Origin of the sequence: Nocardiopsis dassonvillei subsp. dassonvillei DSM 43111, from assembly GCF_000092985.1 — a bacterium.
Taxonomy (GTDB): Bacteria; Actinomycetota; Actinomycetes; order Streptosporangiales; family Streptosporangiaceae; genus Nocardiopsis; species Nocardiopsis dassonvillei.
The window spans coordinates 380,970-395,127 of sequence record NC_014210.1; the positions used below are offsets into that span (position 1 = coordinate 380,970).

Genomic DNA, 14,158 nt, shown 5'->3' on the forward strand with positions numbered 1-14,158 from the left:
TCGCCTGCCCACTGAACCGCCCCGCCGAAGGAGTCCTCCCATGCCCACGCTCGTCTCCGTGCCGGCTCTGGCCAAGGCCGAGGACACCGTCCTCACGGGTGTACCGGACGAGTACCGGCACTACTTCAGCGGACGGCCGCCGGTCCCCTTCACCAAACGCCACTGGGAGTTCCCCGGCGAGCCCGCCAGCGTGCCGCTGGCCCGCGCCTTCCTGGACACCTGCGCGGCCGCCCGGGACAGCGACTACCGCTACGTCTTCTCGCTGCTGGGGACCGAGCTGGCCACCAACGCCATCCGGCACAGCCGCTCCGGCGAGGAGGGCCAGACCTTCGTGCTGCGGGTGACCCGGGCGCCCAACGGGCTCACGCTGGTCTGCCGGGACAACGGCAGGCCCACGCGCTCCCAGCCGGGAGAGGACCGCCCGCTGAGCGCCGGACCGCTGGAGGGCGACCGGCTCACCGCGGAGAACGGCCGGGGCCTGGCCCTGGTCGACAGCTTCGCCACCGCCTGGGGCGACAACGGCCACCCCAGCATCCGCAAGGTGTGGTTCCACCTGGCCTACGACCTCACCGGCAGCTCCTGGCCCGCCGCCTGAGCCCTCCGAGGGCGGGGAGGCCCGGGCGGGGCGCATGAGCGACTGATCCTTCCGGGGGAGGGCAGACGCGGGAGGCGCGTGCGCGTTCCGGACGTGTCCGGTCCCCGCCGCGCGGACGCGCCCGCGGCCACCCGGCCCCGGCGGGCCGGGCGTGCGCTCTTGCCACCCGGGCGCGGGCGTGTCAGCATACCGACCAGTAGCCACATGTGGCGCGGATCACGGGACGGCGCGATCCCCGGTCCGCACGGGCCCGCGGGCCCCGTAACACCGCACGCGGCGCCCCGGGCCGACGCCCTCACCTCCGCGGTCCGCGCCGGTCGGCCACTCCCCCCGACCGCCCCATCGCGCCCCCCCGCGCGGCCCGCCCCGAGGTGTCCGCCCATGGATTCCACCATCGCCACGATCGCGCTCCCGGCGGCACTCGCCGTCATCATGCTCGGCCTCGGCCTGAGCCTGACCGTCGGGGACTTCGTCCGACTGACCAGCATGCCCGGCACGGTCGCGCTCATTCTGGGCTGCCAGATCCTCGTCCTGCCCCTGGTCTGCCTCGCCCTCGTCCTGCTCTTCGACCCGCCGCCCGCCCTGGCGGTGGGCATGATGCTGCTCGCCGCCTCGCCCGGCGGCACCACCGCCAGCCTGTACAGCTACCTGTTCCGCGGCAACGTCGCGCTCAACATCTCCCTGACGGCGCTCAACTCCCTCACCGCCATGGTGACCCTGCCGCTGATCACCAACCTGGCCATCGCCCGCTTCATGGGCGACGGCGACACCCTCGGCCTCCAGGTCGGCAAGGTCCTCCAGGTGTTCGCGGTCATCCTGGTCCCCGTCGCCGTCGGCATGCTCGTCAGGGCGAGGGCGGACGCCTTCGCCCGGCGCATGGAGAGGCCGGTCAAGATCGCCTCCGTCGCTGTGTTGTTCGGCGTCATCGCCGTCGCGCTCTACCAGGAACTCGACAACATCGGCGACTACATCGTCTCCGTTGGGCTGATGGTGCTGCTGTTCAACATCGCCAGCCTCACCATCGGCTACTGGGCGCCGCGGGTCCTGGGCACCGGCCGCCCCGAGGCGATCGCCTCCTGCATGGAGATCGGCCTGCACAACACCACGCTGTCCCTGGCCATCGCGCTCAGCCCGGCCCTGCTCGGCAGCACCGAGATGGCCGTTCCGTCCGCGGTGTACGGCGTGCTGATGTTCTTCACCGCGGCCGCCACCGGCCTGCTGGTCACCCGCGGGGGAACCCGTGAGGAGGCCCCGGCGTCCGGCCGCTGACCCGCCCCCGCCGGGGGCCGACCCGCCTGATCCGGCCGGGGCCGCTCACCTGCTGTCGAGGTAGGCGAGCACCGCGCGCACCCGGCGGTGCCCGCTGTCGGAGGGCGACAGCCCCAGCTTCGCGAAGATGTTGCCGACGTGCTTGTGCACCGCGTTCTCGGTGACCACGATCCGTTCGGCGATCTCCCCGTTGTCGAGCCCCTCCGCCATCAGCGCCAGGACCTCGTTCTCGCGGCGGGTGAGCGACTCCAGGGGGTCGCGGACCCGGCGGGCCAGCAGCTGCTGCACCACCGCCGGGTCCATCACCGTGCCGCCCCCGGCCACCCGCCGCAGCGCGTCCACGAATTCGCTGACCCGGCCCACCCGGTCCTTGAGCAGGTAGCCCACCCCGCCGCGGCCGTCGGCCAGCAGCTCCCCGGCGTAGTCCCTCTCCACGTACTGCGAGAGCACCAGCACCGGCAGCGCCTCGTGCCTGCGGCGGGCACCGATCGCCGCGTGGATGCCCTCGTCACGGAAGTTCGGCGGCAGCCGCACGTCCACGATGGCCAGGTCGGGCCGGTGGCGGTCCACGGCGTCGGCGAAGGCCGCCGCGTCCGCGGCCACCTCGGCCACCTCGAAGCCCCTGGTGGAGAGCAGCAGCTCCAGCCCCGCCGACAGCAGCACGTTGTCCTCGGCGATCACGATCCGCACGGCATCTCCACGTCGATCACGGTCGGCCCGCCCGCCGGGCTGTCCACGCGTACCGTACCGTCCAGGGCGGCCACCCGGCGGCGCAGTCCCCGCACGCCGCTGCCGCGCTCCTCGTCCACCCCGCCCGAGCCGTCGTCGCGCACCGTCACCCGCAGCACGCCGTCCTCCCGTCCCAGGCGCACGGAGATCTCCTCGGCCCCGCTGTGCTTGACCGCGTTGGTGACCGACTCGGTGACCACGAAGTAGGCCGCGGTCTCCACCGCCACCGGGAGCGCGCCCAGCTCACCCACGTCCAGGCGGGTGGGAACGGTGGTGCGGGCGGCCAGCGCGGTCAGCGCCCCGGACAGTCCCCGGTCGGCCAGGATCGGCGGGTAGATGCCCTGGATCACCTCGCGCAGCTCGGCCATCGCCTCCTCGGCGCCCTCGTGGGCGTTTCGGAGCAGCGCGGCCACGGCCGGGTTCTCCACAGCCTCCCTCGCCACACCCAGCTGCATCGCGATCGCCACCAGCCGCGCCTGGGTGCCGTCGTGCAGGTCGCGCTCGATCCGGCGCAGCTCCGCGCCGTGCGCGTCCACCACGTCGGCGCGCGTGCGGCTCAGCTCGTCCACCCGGGCCGCCAGCAGCTCCGCCTCGGTGGGGGCCAGCAGCGCCAGGGTCATGCGGGCGTGGGCCCGGGCCGCAGGGACGGCCGCGCCCAGGCCCAGCGCGCACCCGATCACCGCGTAGGCGGCCCCGGTGACCAGAGCGGTGCCCCAGTCCAGCACCGGGAGCCACAGGAGCTGCAACGGCTCCTCCCCCGGGACCGCCCACCAGAACAGGTACTGCGGCGCACTCAGCGGCATCGCGAGGGCCAGCAGCCCCACGAGCCCCAGCACGATGCTGGCGGGCGCGAACACGGGCAGCCACAGCAGGACGCGGCGGGTGGACGGCCGACCCCACAGCTCCCGGAAACCGGACGCCTCCCGCCCGCCCACGCGCGGGACCGGCACGCCCAGGAAACGGGAGGCCCACCCCTGGTGCCAGGAGGCCCACCGGCCCAGCAGCCCCACCCAGCGCGGGAGCAGCACGAATCCCAGGCCCCCGATCGGGATGGTCAGCGCCACGGCCAGGGTCAGCGGCAGCATCGCCAGCGTCACCAGACCCGAACCCAGAACCACCAGCAGGTACGTGCTGGCCCGCAGCGCCCGCCTCCAGACCGCACCCATGCCCGCCGTCCCTTCCTCTCGCCCGTCGACCAACGACAGTCTGGCCCATCGCGGACACCCCGGGCACTACAGCCAGCCACCCTCTCCGCCCCGCGGCCGCCGCCGACCGCGCGAGCGCGTCGACGGACCCGCCGGACACTGCCATCGTGGACGGGGAACCCCCACCCGTCTCCGGAACGGAGCCCGACCGGTGACCACAGCGACCGACCCCCCGCCGACCGGTGCGTCCGCCCCCGCGCCGTCCCGACACTGGACGGCGTTGGACGCCCGGCCCGGTCCCACGCGCCGCAGGTTCGCGGTGGACACCGCCGTGGCCCTCCTCCACCTGCTGCTCTCCGGAGGCCTGCCCGACCCGCACACCCTGGGCGCCCAGCCGCTGGACTGGGTGCGCCCGGTCCTGTGCGCCGTCGTCGCGGCCGGGATCGTGCTGCGCTGGAGATGGCCCGCCGCCTCCTTCGGCGCGGTGCTCGCCGCCGGTCTGGCGGCCACCGTCGCGGGATGGGGCCAGATGCCCCTGGCCGCCGCCGCGTGGGCGCTGTACCCGCTCGCGCTGACCGCCGAACGCGGCCCCACCCGGCCGCGGCACGGGTTGTATCTGCTGGCGGGCGTCCTGGCTATCGTGGCCTTCGGAACCAACGGCGCGGCCCTGGACGGAGTGCTCCGCGACCTCGGCGTCGGCTCGGTGCTCCTCGGCCTGTCCTGGCTGCTGGGCCGCTCAGTCCGGGAACGCAGCGTCCAGGAGGCGCGCGCGGTCGCCGCGGTGGCGCGCGAGGCCCGGGTCCGGGAGCGGCTGCGGGTGGCCCGCGAGGTGCACGACGTGGTGTCCCACACCCTGGGCGCGGTCGGCATGCGCGCCGGGGTGGCCCGCTACACGGGAGGGGACGCCGAGGACCTGCGGGCGGCCCTGGCCGACATCGAGGCCGCCAGCCGCCAGGCCTCGGACGAACTCCGCAGGGTTCTGGTGTCCCTGCGCGGCGACCACGACGCGCCCCTGGGACCGCGGCCGGGACCGGCCGACCTGGAGGCCCTCGTCGCCACCGCGGAGAGCACGGGGATCACCTGCCGCCTGCGGACGGAAGGGGCCGGGGCGCTGCCCCCGGCCGTGGCGGACAGCGTCCACCGCGTGGTCCAGGAGGCGCTCACCAACGCCATCCGGCACGCGCCCGGCTCCGCCTGCGAGGTCACCGTCCTGGGCGGCGCCGCCGCCGTGGAGGTGGAGGTCATCGACACCGGGCCCGCGCCCGGCCGCGTTCCCGTACCGGGCAGCGGAACCGGCCTGGCCGGGATGGCGGAGCGTGTCGCCGCGCACGGCGGCACCCTCTCCGCCGGGCCCCTCCCCGGCGGCGGTCACCGCCTCCGCGCGCACATCCCCTTCGGACCCGGGCCCGGGTGAGGCCGTGCGGCGACTGCCAGCGCCCCGTCGCACACGGCGAGCCGCGTTCCAAGGCCCGTCCACCGGGAACGCGCGGCGCGCCCGTGTGCCGGACGGTGCCCGTGCGCTTCGCGGAACCTGTGTACCGAAGGAGTTACGTGTGACTATGACTCCTTGGGTGCCGGGTGACATTTGTGTGCTGGACAGTGTCTGAGCGTCGGGTGACACCCGTGCGCCGACAGGCGGCGGAACACGGGAACCCACCCGCGAGCGGAGTCCGCCAGACTGTGTCCCGGGGCCCGCGCGCCGCCGCGGCGACGCGCCCCGGTATCCGTCCGAGGGCAGGGGGACAGACATGGGTGAGGCGGCGCCGGTGCGGATCGTGGTCGCCGACGACCAGGACCTGCTGCGCGGTTCGCTGCGCATGCTCATGGACAGTGACCCCGGCCTCACCGTGGTCGGCGAGGCGCGCACCGGGCACGAGGCGGTCGACCTGGTCGTGCGCACCCGGCCCGACCTCGTCCTCATGGACGTGCGCATGCCCGGACTCGACGGGCTGGCCGCCACCCGCCAAATCTGCGCGGACCACCGCTACCCGCGTGGTCGTCCTGACCATGTTCGACCTCGACGAGTACGTGTACGGGGCGCTGCGCGCCGGGGCCAGCGGGTTCCTGCTCAAGAACACCGCCCCCGAGGAGCTGCTGCGCGCCGTCCGCGTGGTCGCCGACGGCCAGGCGCTCCTGGCCCCCGAGGTCACCGGCCGCCTGATCGCCGAGGTGGTCCGGTCCAGGCAACCCGAGTCGGACGGGTGGGCCGACGTCCCGCTGACCCCGCGCGAGCGCGAGGTCGCCGCCCTGGTCGGCGGGGGGCTGTCCAACGCCGAGATCGCCGACCGCCTCGTCCTGAGCCGCGCCACCGTCAAGACCTACGTGAGCCGCCTGCTCACCAAACTCGACGCCCGCGACCGCGCGCAACTGGTGGTCTTCGCCTACGAGACCGGCCTGGTCCGGGCCGCACGCCGCGACTGACCCGGCCGCCCGGCCCCACCGGTAACACGTGCGCCCGCCTCGGACGTCCCCCGGGGTTGACGGTGCGACTGTCCACTCCGGGCCGACGCGCCGGTCCGCCCCCGGGCCCCACGATGGTCGCCATGATCGAGATACGCGGACTCACCAGGCGCTTCGGCGCCCACACGGCGGTGGACGGGCTCACCTTCACCGCCCGCCCCGGCCAGGTCACCGGATTTCTGGGGCCCAACGGGGCAGGAAAGTCCACCACGCTGCGGACACTGCTCGGGCTGGAACGGCCCGACGGGGGCCGCGCCCTGGTGAACGGGGTGCCCTACACCTCGCTGCGCAGACCCGCAGCCACCGTCGGCGCCCAGCTCGACGTCGGCGGCGCCCACCCTTCCCGTACGGCCCGCGCCCACCTGGGGTGGATCGCCCGGGCCAACGGTCTGCCCGCCTCCCGGGCGGAGGAGGTTCTGGAGTGGGTCGGCCTGGCGCACGCCGCCCGCTCGCGGGTGCGCACGTTCTCGCTGGGCATGGGACAGCGGCTCAACCTGGCCGCGGCCCTGCTCGGCGACCCGGAGGTGCTCGTGCTGGACGAACCGGTCAACGGGCTCGACCCTGAGGGCATCCGGTGGATTCGCGGGTTCACCCGCGGGCTCGCCGACCGCGGGCGCACCGTCCTGCTCTCCAGCCACCTCATGGGAGAGGTGGCCAGGATCGCCGACCACCTGGTGGTCATCGACAGGGGACGGCTGGTCGCCGAGGGCGGACCCGCGGAGCTGACCGCCGGACACGACTCACTGGAGGAGGCCTTCTTCGCCCTCGTCGGCCGGGGCCACGAGGAGTGGACCGGGGGCCAGCGGTGAACGGCGTCCTGCGCGCCGAGGCGGACAAGTTGCGCACTCTCGTCTCGGTCTGGATCACCTGCCTGGCGACCCCGCTCCTGACGGTCGGGCTGGCCTGGCTGTCGGGTTGGTCGGTCGGCCGGGCCCTGGAGAACGACCCCGGGATGCTGGTGCGCGAGGTCGTCCCCGAACAGAGCGGCTTCGACGCGATCATGTACGGGCAGGCCGGAATGGTGGTGCTGGGCGTGCTCGCGGTCAGCGGTGAGTACACCGGCGGACAACTGCGCACCTCGCTGCTGGCGGTGCCCGACCGGCCCCGACTCCTCCTCGCGAAGGCGACGGCGGTGGTCCTGGCCGCACTGCCCGTCGCGGCGGTGACCGTGACCGCCGCCTTCGCCGCCACCCAGTTCGGGCTGGGGGAGCACGGCTACCCGCTGGCGGACGTCGTCGGCGGCCCGGTGCCGGGCGCCCTGGCGGGCGCCGTCCTGTACTGGGTCCTGCTGGCCCTGCTCGCGGCCGGGCTGACCGTCGTCGCGCGCAACGCGATCGTGCCGCTGACCGTGCTGATCAGCACGGTGCTGGCGCTGTCCTTCTTCCTCTCGATGCTCACCGACGCGGCCGACTACCTGCCCGACCGCGCGGGGGTCCAGATGTTCCTGCTCGGAGGACCCAACCGGACCGACCTGTCCGCCCTCCAGGGCGGCGCGGTCATGGCGGCCTGGGTGGTGCTGGTGTGGGCGGCGGCGGTGTGGCTGTTCCGCCGGCGCGACGCCTGACCCGGGGGAGGGGCCGGGGCGCCGCCGCGCGTGCCCCGGCTCAGTCCCCCGGCCCCTCCTCGTCCTCGTCGCGGGTGAGGGTGTCCACGGCCACCGCCACGCTGATCACCAGGGCGGGGTCCCCGGCGAGGTCGGTACGGTGGGTGTTCACGTCCACCGCGTAGGTGTCCAGGACGCGGAACCACTTGCGGGACACGTGCGCGACGGTGCCGTGCTCGTCGCTGATCACGTACTCCTTGCCGAGGAAGTCCCCGGTCACCTCCCAGTCCGGCGCGCCCTCCACCTCCACCACGAGCTTGTCGCGCAGCGGGTTGACCAGGCGCTTGCGCACGGTGGCGGTGGCGCCGCCCTCCCGCTCGACCCTCATCTGGTCGCGCAGTCTGAACAACTTCTTGCGGATGACGGCGAGGACGGTGCCGTCGGTGTCCTTGAGCTCGAAGGTCGTGCGCAGCCGCAGCGCCTTGCCGTCCACGAGGAAGACCTTCTCACCCGCCTCGTCGGTCACCCAGTAGTCGTCACCGATGTCGAAAACGCGTTCGCGTACCAGGAACTTCATGCCTCGAAGTTAGGGCACGCGCGCCCGCCGCACCAGAGGCCGTCCGCGCCTGTGGACAACGCCTCCCGGGCAGGGCCGTGCGGGCACGCGCAGGACGGGGGACCGCTCGACGCGGCCCCGCGCCGGCACCGCCGCCGGACGGGATCGTGCCCGCGAAAGTCCGCCCGCTCCGGCACAACACGCGCCGGAGCGGGTACCTATGGGCACATCCCGACCCGGAAAGGTCCCCATGACCTGGCACACCCGGCCCATGGCCGCGTTCGACACCGAGTCCACCGGCCTGGACCTGGCCAACGACCGGATCGTCACCGCCGCCCTGTGGCGCATCGACCCCGCGGCCCGCACCAAGGAGGTCACCACCTGGCTCATCGACCCCGGGATCGACATCCCCCAGGAAGCCACCGACATCCACCACATCACCACCGAGCACGCCCGCGAGCACGGCCGCCCCGCCGCCGAGGCGGTGCCCGAGATCGGCGCCGCCCTGGAGAAGGCCGCCGCGGACGGAGTGCCGGTGGTGGTCTACAACGCCCCCTACGACCTGGGCCTGCTCTCCGCCGAACTCCGGCGCCACGACGCCGGGGCGCGCTTCGACGGGACGCTGCGCGTCCTGGACCCGCTGGTGATCGACAAGCGCTTCGACACCTTCCGGCGCGGCTCGCGCAAACTGGTCGACGTGTGCGCCCACCACGGCGTGCGCCTGGACGCCGAACAGGCGCACGGGGCCGCCGCGGACGCGCTCGCCGCCGCCCGGCTGGCCTGGAAGCTCGCCGCCGCACACCCCGAACTGGCGGCCATGGACATCGACGACCTGCACGCCGCACAGGCGGTCTGGAAGGCCGAACAGGCCGCGAGCTTCCAGGACTACCTGCGGCGCAGGGACCCCGAGGCGGTCGTGGACGGCTCCTGGCCGCTGCCCGGTCCCGCCTGACCGGGCACCGCCCGCCGCTCCGGGTCGGCCGGACGACCACGGGCGGCCCCAACACGCGGGGCGGTGGCACCGGGAGCTCCCGGTGCCACCGCCCCGCGTGGCGTCACACGTCCTGCCCGCCGCGTGCCCCGTCCACCGTGTGTCCGGGGAAGTCCAGGAAACGTGGTGCCGGGTGCCGTGGAACGAAAAACGCCGACCGTGGCGGTCGGCGTCGTTCTGGCTGGTCAGCGGGGTGAATCCGCTGGTTCGTCCTGTGTGCCCCCTGCAGGATTCGAACCTGCGCACACGGCTCCGGAGGCCGTTGCTCTATCCCCTGAGCTAAGGGGGCTGGCTTGCGTGAACAACTGTAGCAGGGGCGCGCCGCCCTTCGTCCACCCGTCGCCGCCGCGCCCGCCCCGGCCCGGCGATGACCGCAATCCGGTGGTGCCGTGTCGCCCGGCGGCGGTAGTGTCGCGCCCGTGAACGCCCTACCCACACGGGTTCTCGTCGTCGAGGACGACGACGTCATCCGCGAACTCATCCGCCTCAACCTCGAACTGGAGGGGTTCGAGGTGTTCACCGCCGTGGACGGCCAGGACTGCCTCGACCGCGCCGCGCACATCGACCCGCACGTGGTCACCATGGACGTCATGATGCCCCGCGTGGACGGCTGGACGGCCGTCGAGCGCCTGCGCGCCGACGCCCGCACCCGCGACCGCCCCATCATCATGGTCACCGCGCGCACCCAGGAGACGGACCACCAGCGCGGCAGGCGCGTCGGTATGGACGCCTACCTCACCAAGCCCTTCGACCCCGACGTGCTCATCGACATCATCCGGAGCCTGGTCGACAGGGGCCTGGAGTGACCCCCGGACACCTGGAGGCCGCCGTCCGCGCGGCCGCCGCGCGGGCCCTGGACCTGGCCCCGGACGCGATCCCCTTCGTGTGGCCGCGCAACGACCACGCGGACGGGGGCGCCGACGCCGCCACCGCCCTGCCGCCCCGCCTGGCGGGCGTCTCCGGCGGCCGGGAGACCGACCGCCGGGGGGACCGCCGCGCCGAGGTCCGCGACCGCGTCGCCGCCGAACTCTCCGCCATGCGCGACGAGGGCCTGGTGGACTTCGATCGCGTCACCGGCGACGGCCGCGGCTTCCTCAACGTCACCTTCACCGGGCGCCAGCGCGACGCCCTGCTCGCCGCGGCGGCCGACGGGCCCCGCTTCCTCACCGGCCGGGACTGGGACGGCGAGGGGGAGTGGCCCGCCTCCGCCCTGCACGAGGCCGGGCCGGTCGCCCAGGCCCGCAGGCTCGCCCGCGCCGACGCCCGCGCCCGCGTCGCCCTGGCGGTCGGCCCCCAGGCCCCTCCGCCCGCCCCCGGCGAGGCCTCCTGGCGCGACCCCTACCTCGACGGCGGGCACCGGGAACTGCTCACCCCCGCCGCGCGCGCCCTCGGCGCGGTCGGCGAGGACAGCGCGCGCGTCGCCTTCTGCCGCTCGGTGCCCGAGCACCCGCGCGGCACCGAGACCACCGGGCGCGACCTGCCGGTGCTGCCCTCCGCCGAGTACCCCGGGGCCTGGGCGCGCCTGACCGACGCCAACCCCGCCTTCCGGATGCGCTACGCCCACGCCCACGCGACCAGCCTCGTGCGCTGGAGCGCCGAGGGCGCGCCGCCCCCCGCGGCCAGCCCCGACCGCACCGCCGCCGTGCGCGGCCTCCTCTTCGACGGCCCCAGCGCCCTGGACACGGCCGCCCGCCGAGAGGAACCCCATATCCTGGTCCGATACCTGGAGGCGCTGACCAGTGCCTACGATGAGTGGCGGACGTGTTCCGCCGCGGTCCCAGAAGCCTCTGAGCGGACCGCCGCGGACCCGGCCCTGCCAGCAGCCGTCGCCGGGGTCCTCCGCACCGGACTCCTCCTGCTCGGGGTGTCAGCGCCCACAAGGCTGTAGACGCCCCGTGCCCCCCGGTGGGCCGTACCCGTCCCTGGTGTTCCGATCGGTTCGGTGGACAATGGGGGGTGCCGCCGACCCGCACAGCCGTACAGTCCCAGCCGAAAGCCCATCATGAGCCGCTACGCCCACCCCGCCGGTTCCCGCCACGCGGAGATCCTGCCGGAGGACAACCCGCCGCTGCCGCCCGAGGACCTCAACGCCCTCGACCCGCGCGTGTGGCCCGCCACCGCGCGCCGAACGGGCGGTGAGCTCACCGTCGGCGGCGTCGGCGTGCGCGAACTCGCCGCCACCCACGGCACACCGCTCTTCGTCATGGACGAGGAGGACTTCCGGGGCCGCGCCCGCGACTACCGCACCGCCTTCTCCGACGCCGACGTCTACTACGCGGGCAAGGCGCTGCTGACCAAGGCCGTCGCGCGCTGGGTCAACGAGGAGGGGCTCAAGCTCGACGTGTGCTCGGGCGGCGAACTCACCGTCGCCCTGGCCGCCGGGGTCCCCGCCGAGCGCATCGGCATGCACGGCAACAACAAGTCCGCCGCCGAGCTGCGCCGCGCCGTCGAGGCCGGGGTGGGCCGCGTCATCATCGACTCCCTCGACGAGATCGAGCGCCTCGGAGCGATCGCCGCCGAACTCGGCGCCCGCCCCAAGGTCCTCATCCGCGTCACCACCGGCGTGGAGGCGCACACCCACGAGTTCGTGGCCACCGCCCACGACGACCAGAAGTTCGGCTTCGCGATGAGCACCGGCGCCGCCGCCGAGGCCGTCCGCCGCGTCCTGGCCGCCCCGCACCTGGAACTCGTCGGCCTGCACTCGCACATCGGCTCGCAGATCTTCGACACCTCCGGCTTCGAGGTCGCCGCCCGCCGCGTGACCCGGTTCCTCACCGGCGTCCACGAGGAGCTGGGCGTCACCCTGGCCGAGCTCGACCTCGGCGGCGGCCTGGGCATCGCCTACACCTCCGGCGACGACCCCCTGGACCCCAAGACCATCGCGGGGAGCCTGACCTCCATCGTGCGCCGCGAGTGCGAGGAGGCCGGACTGCCGGTGCCCCGCATCGCGGTCGAGCCCGGCCGCGCCATCGCGGGCCCGGCGGGGATCACCGTCTACGAGGTCGGTACCGTCAAGGACGTGGAGGGCATCCGCACCTACGTCAGCGTCGACGGCGGCATGAGCGACAACATCCGCACCGCCCTGTACGGCTCGGAGTACACCAGCCAGCTCGTCTCCCGCGAGAGCGACGCCGAGCCCATGCTGTCCCGCCTGGTCGGCAAGCACTGCGAGAGCGGCGACATCATCGTCCACGACCTCTACCTGCCCGCCGACCTGCGCCCGGGCGACCTGGTGGCCGTCGCCGCCACCGGGGCCTACTGCTACTCCATGGCGAGCAACTACAACCACCTGCCCCGGCCGGCCATGGTCGCGGTCCGCGGCGGGAGCTCCCGCGTCATCGTGCGCAGGGAGAACGAGGAGGACCTCCTCCGCCTCGACGTCGGCTGAACGGTCCCGACGGCGGCCGGGGCCGCCCCGAGACGAGGATTCACGAGAGAAGTGGGAGTCACGCCCAAATGGCGATGAAGGTGGCGCTGCTCGGATGCGGCGTGGTGGGCTCGGAAGTCGTCCGCCTGGTCAACGAGCAGTCCGAGGAACTGGCCGCGCGGGTGGGCACGCCCATCGAGATCGGGGGCATCGCGGTGCGCCGCCTGGGCCGCGACCGCGGCGTCGACCCGGCGCTGCTGACCACCGACGCCACGGCCCTGGCCACGCGTCCCGACATCGACCTCGTGGTGGAGGTCATCGGCGGCATCGAACCGGCCCGCTCGCTGATCCTCGCCGCGATCAAGTCGGGCAAGTCCGTGGTCACGGCCAACAAGGCCCTGCTCGCCGAGGACGGCCAGACCCTGCACGCCGCCGCCCGCGACGCCGGGGTCGACCTGTACTACGAGGCCTCCGTGGCGGGCGCGATCCCGCTGCTGCGGCCGCTGCGCGACTCGCTCGCGGGGGACAGGGTCAACCGCGTGCTGGGCATCGTCAACGGCACCACCAACTACATCCTCGACCGGATGGACTCCCTGGGCGCCGGGTTCACCGAGTCCCTGGAACAGGCGCAGGCCCTCGGGTACGCCGAGGCCGACCCCACCGCGGACGTGGAGGGCTTCGACGCGGCGGCCAAGGCCGCGATCCTGGCCCGGCTGGCCTTCCACACCCAGCGGGTGACCGCCGCCGACGTGCACCGCGAGGGCATCACCGGCGTGTCCGCGGGCGACATCGCCAGCGCCCGCGCGATGGGCTGCGTGGTCAAACTCCTGGCCATCTGCCAGCGCTCGCAGGACGGGGGGTCGGTGGGCGTGCGCGTCCACCCGGTGATGCTCCCGGTCGAGCACCCCCTGGCCAGCGTCAAGGAGGCCTACAACGCGGTGTTCGTGGAGGCCGAGTCCGCGGGCCGCCTGATGTTCTACGGGGCCGGGGCGGGGGGCACCCCCACCGCCAGCGCGGTCCTGGGCGACCTGGTCGCGGTGGCGCGCAACCGCCTCGCCGACACCTCGGTGGCCGAGGGCGGGCACGACACCGGGCTGCCGGTGCACGACATGGGCGAGACCATCACCAGCTACCACGTGGCGCTGGACGTGGCGGACCGCCCCGGCGTGCTGTCCAAGGTCGCGGAGATCTTCGCCGACCACGGGGTGTCCATCAAGAACGTGCGCCAGGAGGGCAGCGGGGACGACGCCCAGCTGGTGCTGGTGAGCCACCCCGCCCCCGACGCCGCGCTCAGCGCCACGGTCGAGGACCTGCGCGTCCACGACATGGTGCGCGAGGTGGCCAGTGTCATGCGCGTGGAGACCTTCGCCGACTGAGCGGACCGCGCGCCGCGGAGGGCCGGGACCCCGCGCAGGGCCGCACGGGACCCGTGCGGCCCTCCGCCGACCCCCATGTCCGTATGATGAGACATCAGACCGCGATTCGAGATAGTGCGGGCGTGGT

General features: G+C 74.2%; 13 protein-coding genes, 1 tRNA gene and 1 pseudogene. 11 read left to right on the forward strand and 4 right to left on the reverse strand.

From position 1 onward, the window contains the following. The first annotated feature begins 40 nt into the window (after nucleotides 1-40). Both NDAS_RS01545 and NDAS_RS01550 read left to right on the forward strand, forming a co-directional pair. On the forward strand, nucleotides 41-595 hold the full coding sequence (locus NDAS_RS01545) for an ATP-binding protein (protein ID WP_013151361.1): 555 nt from the start codon (nucleotides 41-43) through the stop codon (nucleotides 593-595). A 381-nt stretch (nucleotides 596-976) separates the two neighbouring features. Then, a complete protein-coding gene (locus NDAS_RS01550) occupies nucleotides 977-1,864 on the forward strand; it encodes a bile acid:sodium symporter family protein (protein WP_013151362.1) in 888 nt (295 codons plus the stop codon). 45 nt (nucleotides 1,865-1,909) lie between these two features. Here NDAS_RS01550 and NDAS_RS01555 read toward each other — a convergent pair whose 3' ends face one another. Both NDAS_RS01555 and NDAS_RS01560 read right to left on the reverse strand, forming a co-directional pair. Beyond that, nucleotides 1,910-2,554, reverse strand: a complete 645-nt coding sequence (locus tag NDAS_RS01555; RefSeq protein WP_013151363.1) for a LuxR C-terminal-related transcriptional regulator — start codon at nucleotides 2,552-2,554, stop codon at nucleotides 1,910-1,912. Then, complete coding sequence (locus NDAS_RS01560) at nucleotides 2,542-3,759, reverse strand: sensor histidine kinase (RefSeq protein WP_013151364.1); 1,218 nt, start codon at nucleotides 3,757-3,759, stop codon at nucleotides 2,542-2,544. The genes NDAS_RS01555 and NDAS_RS01560 overlap by 13 nt, the downstream gene beginning before the upstream one ends. A gap of 190 nt (nucleotides 3,760-3,949) precedes the next feature. Here NDAS_RS01560 and NDAS_RS01565 point away from each other — a divergent pair, with 190 nt between their 5' ends. From NDAS_RS01565 to NDAS_RS01580, 4 genes and pseudogenes are all read left to right on the forward strand, one after another. Beyond that, the gene (locus NDAS_RS01565; RefSeq protein ID WP_013151365.1) at nucleotides 3,950-5,152 is read left to right on the forward strand and encodes a sensor histidine kinase; all 1,203 of its coding nucleotides are present in this window, start codon (nucleotides 3,950-3,952) and stop codon (nucleotides 5,150-5,152) included. A gap of 334 nt (nucleotides 5,153-5,486) precedes the next feature. Then, a pseudogene (locus NDAS_RS01570) lies at nucleotides 5,487-6,159 on the forward strand (response regulator). Between the two features lie 122 nt (nucleotides 6,160-6,281). Further along, nucleotides 6,282-7,007, forward strand: a complete 726-nt coding sequence (locus NDAS_RS01575; protein ID WP_041552197.1) for an ABC transporter ATP-binding protein — start codon at nucleotides 6,282-6,284, stop codon at nucleotides 7,005-7,007. After that, the gene (locus NDAS_RS01580; RefSeq protein ID WP_013151367.1) at nucleotides 7,004-7,762 is read left to right on the forward strand and encodes an ABC transporter permease; all 759 of its coding nucleotides are present in this window, start codon (nucleotides 7,004-7,006) and stop codon (nucleotides 7,760-7,762) included. The genes NDAS_RS01575 and NDAS_RS01580 overlap by 4 nt, the downstream gene beginning before the upstream one ends. A gap of 40 nt (nucleotides 7,763-7,802) precedes the next feature. Here the strand turns inward: NDAS_RS01580 and NDAS_RS01585 are convergent, their stop codons facing one another. Then, nucleotides 7,803-8,318, reverse strand: a complete 516-nt coding sequence (locus tag NDAS_RS01585; RefSeq protein ID WP_013151368.1) for an LURP-one-related/scramblase family protein — start codon at nucleotides 8,316-8,318, stop codon at nucleotides 7,803-7,805. Nucleotides 8,319-8,547: 229 nt separating this feature from the next. On the opposite strand from NDAS_RS01585, the gene NDAS_RS01590 reads away from it, so the two are divergent. Beyond that, nucleotides 8,548-9,249, forward strand: coding sequence for an exonuclease domain-containing protein (locus NDAS_RS01590; protein ID WP_071621335.1), 702 nt, complete (start codon nucleotides 8,548-8,550; stop codon nucleotides 9,247-9,249). Between the two features lie 256 nt (nucleotides 9,250-9,505). On the opposite strand, the gene NDAS_RS01595 is transcribed toward NDAS_RS01590, so the two are convergent. Beyond that, nucleotides 9,506-9,577: transfer RNA gene (locus tag NDAS_RS01595), tRNA-Arg, on the reverse strand. Nucleotides 9,578-9,707: 130 nt separating this feature from the next. Between NDAS_RS01595 and NDAS_RS01600 the strand changes: the two genes are divergently transcribed. The 4 genes from NDAS_RS01600 (at nucleotide 9,708) to NDAS_RS01615 (ending at nucleotide 14,031) form a co-directional block, all read left to right on the forward strand. Next, nucleotides 9,708-10,094 (forward strand): response regulator, encoded by a 387-nt coding sequence (locus NDAS_RS01600; protein WP_041552199.1) that lies wholly within the window; start codon nucleotides 9,708-9,710, stop codon nucleotides 10,092-10,094. Further along, complete coding sequence (locus NDAS_RS01605) at nucleotides 10,091-11,176, forward strand: DALR anticodon-binding domain-containing protein (protein WP_013151371.1); 1,086 nt, start codon at nucleotides 10,091-10,093, stop codon at nucleotides 11,174-11,176. Before NDAS_RS01600 ends, NDAS_RS01605 begins: the two co-directional genes overlap by 4 nt. Before the next feature lie 114 nt (nucleotides 11,177-11,290). Continuing rightward, entirely contained in the window at nucleotides 11,291-12,676 is a 1,386-nt protein-coding gene (gene lysA, locus NDAS_RS01610) for a diaminopimelate decarboxylase (protein WP_013151372.1), read from the forward strand. Nucleotides 12,677-12,744: 68 nt separating this feature from the next. Further along, nucleotides 12,745-14,031 (forward strand): homoserine dehydrogenase, encoded by a 1,287-nt coding sequence (locus tag NDAS_RS01615; protein ID WP_013151373.1) that lies wholly within the window; start codon nucleotides 12,745-12,747, stop codon nucleotides 14,029-14,031. The last annotated feature ends 127 nt before the right edge of the window (nucleotides 14,032-14,158 follow it).

What these genes read in the sequence shown, in the direction of transcription:
- NDAS_RS01550 (WP_013151362.1), top strand. Translation starts at nt 977, where the DNA reads ATGGATTCCACCATCGCCACGATCGCGCTCCCGGCGGCACTCGCCGTC.
- NDAS_RS01615 (WP_013151373.1), top strand. Translation starts at nt 12,745, where the DNA reads ATGGCGATGAAGGTGGCGCTGCTCGGATGCGGCGTGGTGGGCTCGGAA.
- NDAS_RS01560 (WP_013151364.1), bottom strand. Translation starts at nt 3,759, where the DNA reads ATGGGTGCGGTCTGGAGGCGGGCGCTGCGGGCCAGCACGTACCTGCTG.
- NDAS_RS01545 (WP_013151361.1), top strand. Translation starts at nt 41, where the DNA reads ATGCCCACGCTCGTCTCCGTGCCGGCTCTGGCCAAGGCCGAGGACACC.
- NDAS_RS01575 (WP_041552197.1), top strand. Translation starts at nt 6,282, where the DNA reads ATGATCGAGATACGCGGACTCACCAGGCGCTTCGGCGCCCACACGGCG.
- NDAS_RS01585 (WP_013151368.1), bottom strand. Translation starts at nt 8,318, where the DNA reads ATGAAGTTCCTGGTACGCGAACGCGTTTTCGACATCGGTGACGACTAC.
- NDAS_RS01590 (WP_071621335.1), top strand. Translation starts at nt 8,548, where the DNA reads ATGACCTGGCACACCCGGCCCATGGCCGCGTTCGACACCGAGTCCACC.
- lysA (WP_013151372.1), top strand. Translation starts at nt 11,291, where the DNA reads ATGAGCCGCTACGCCCACCCCGCCGGTTCCCGCCACGCGGAGATCCTG.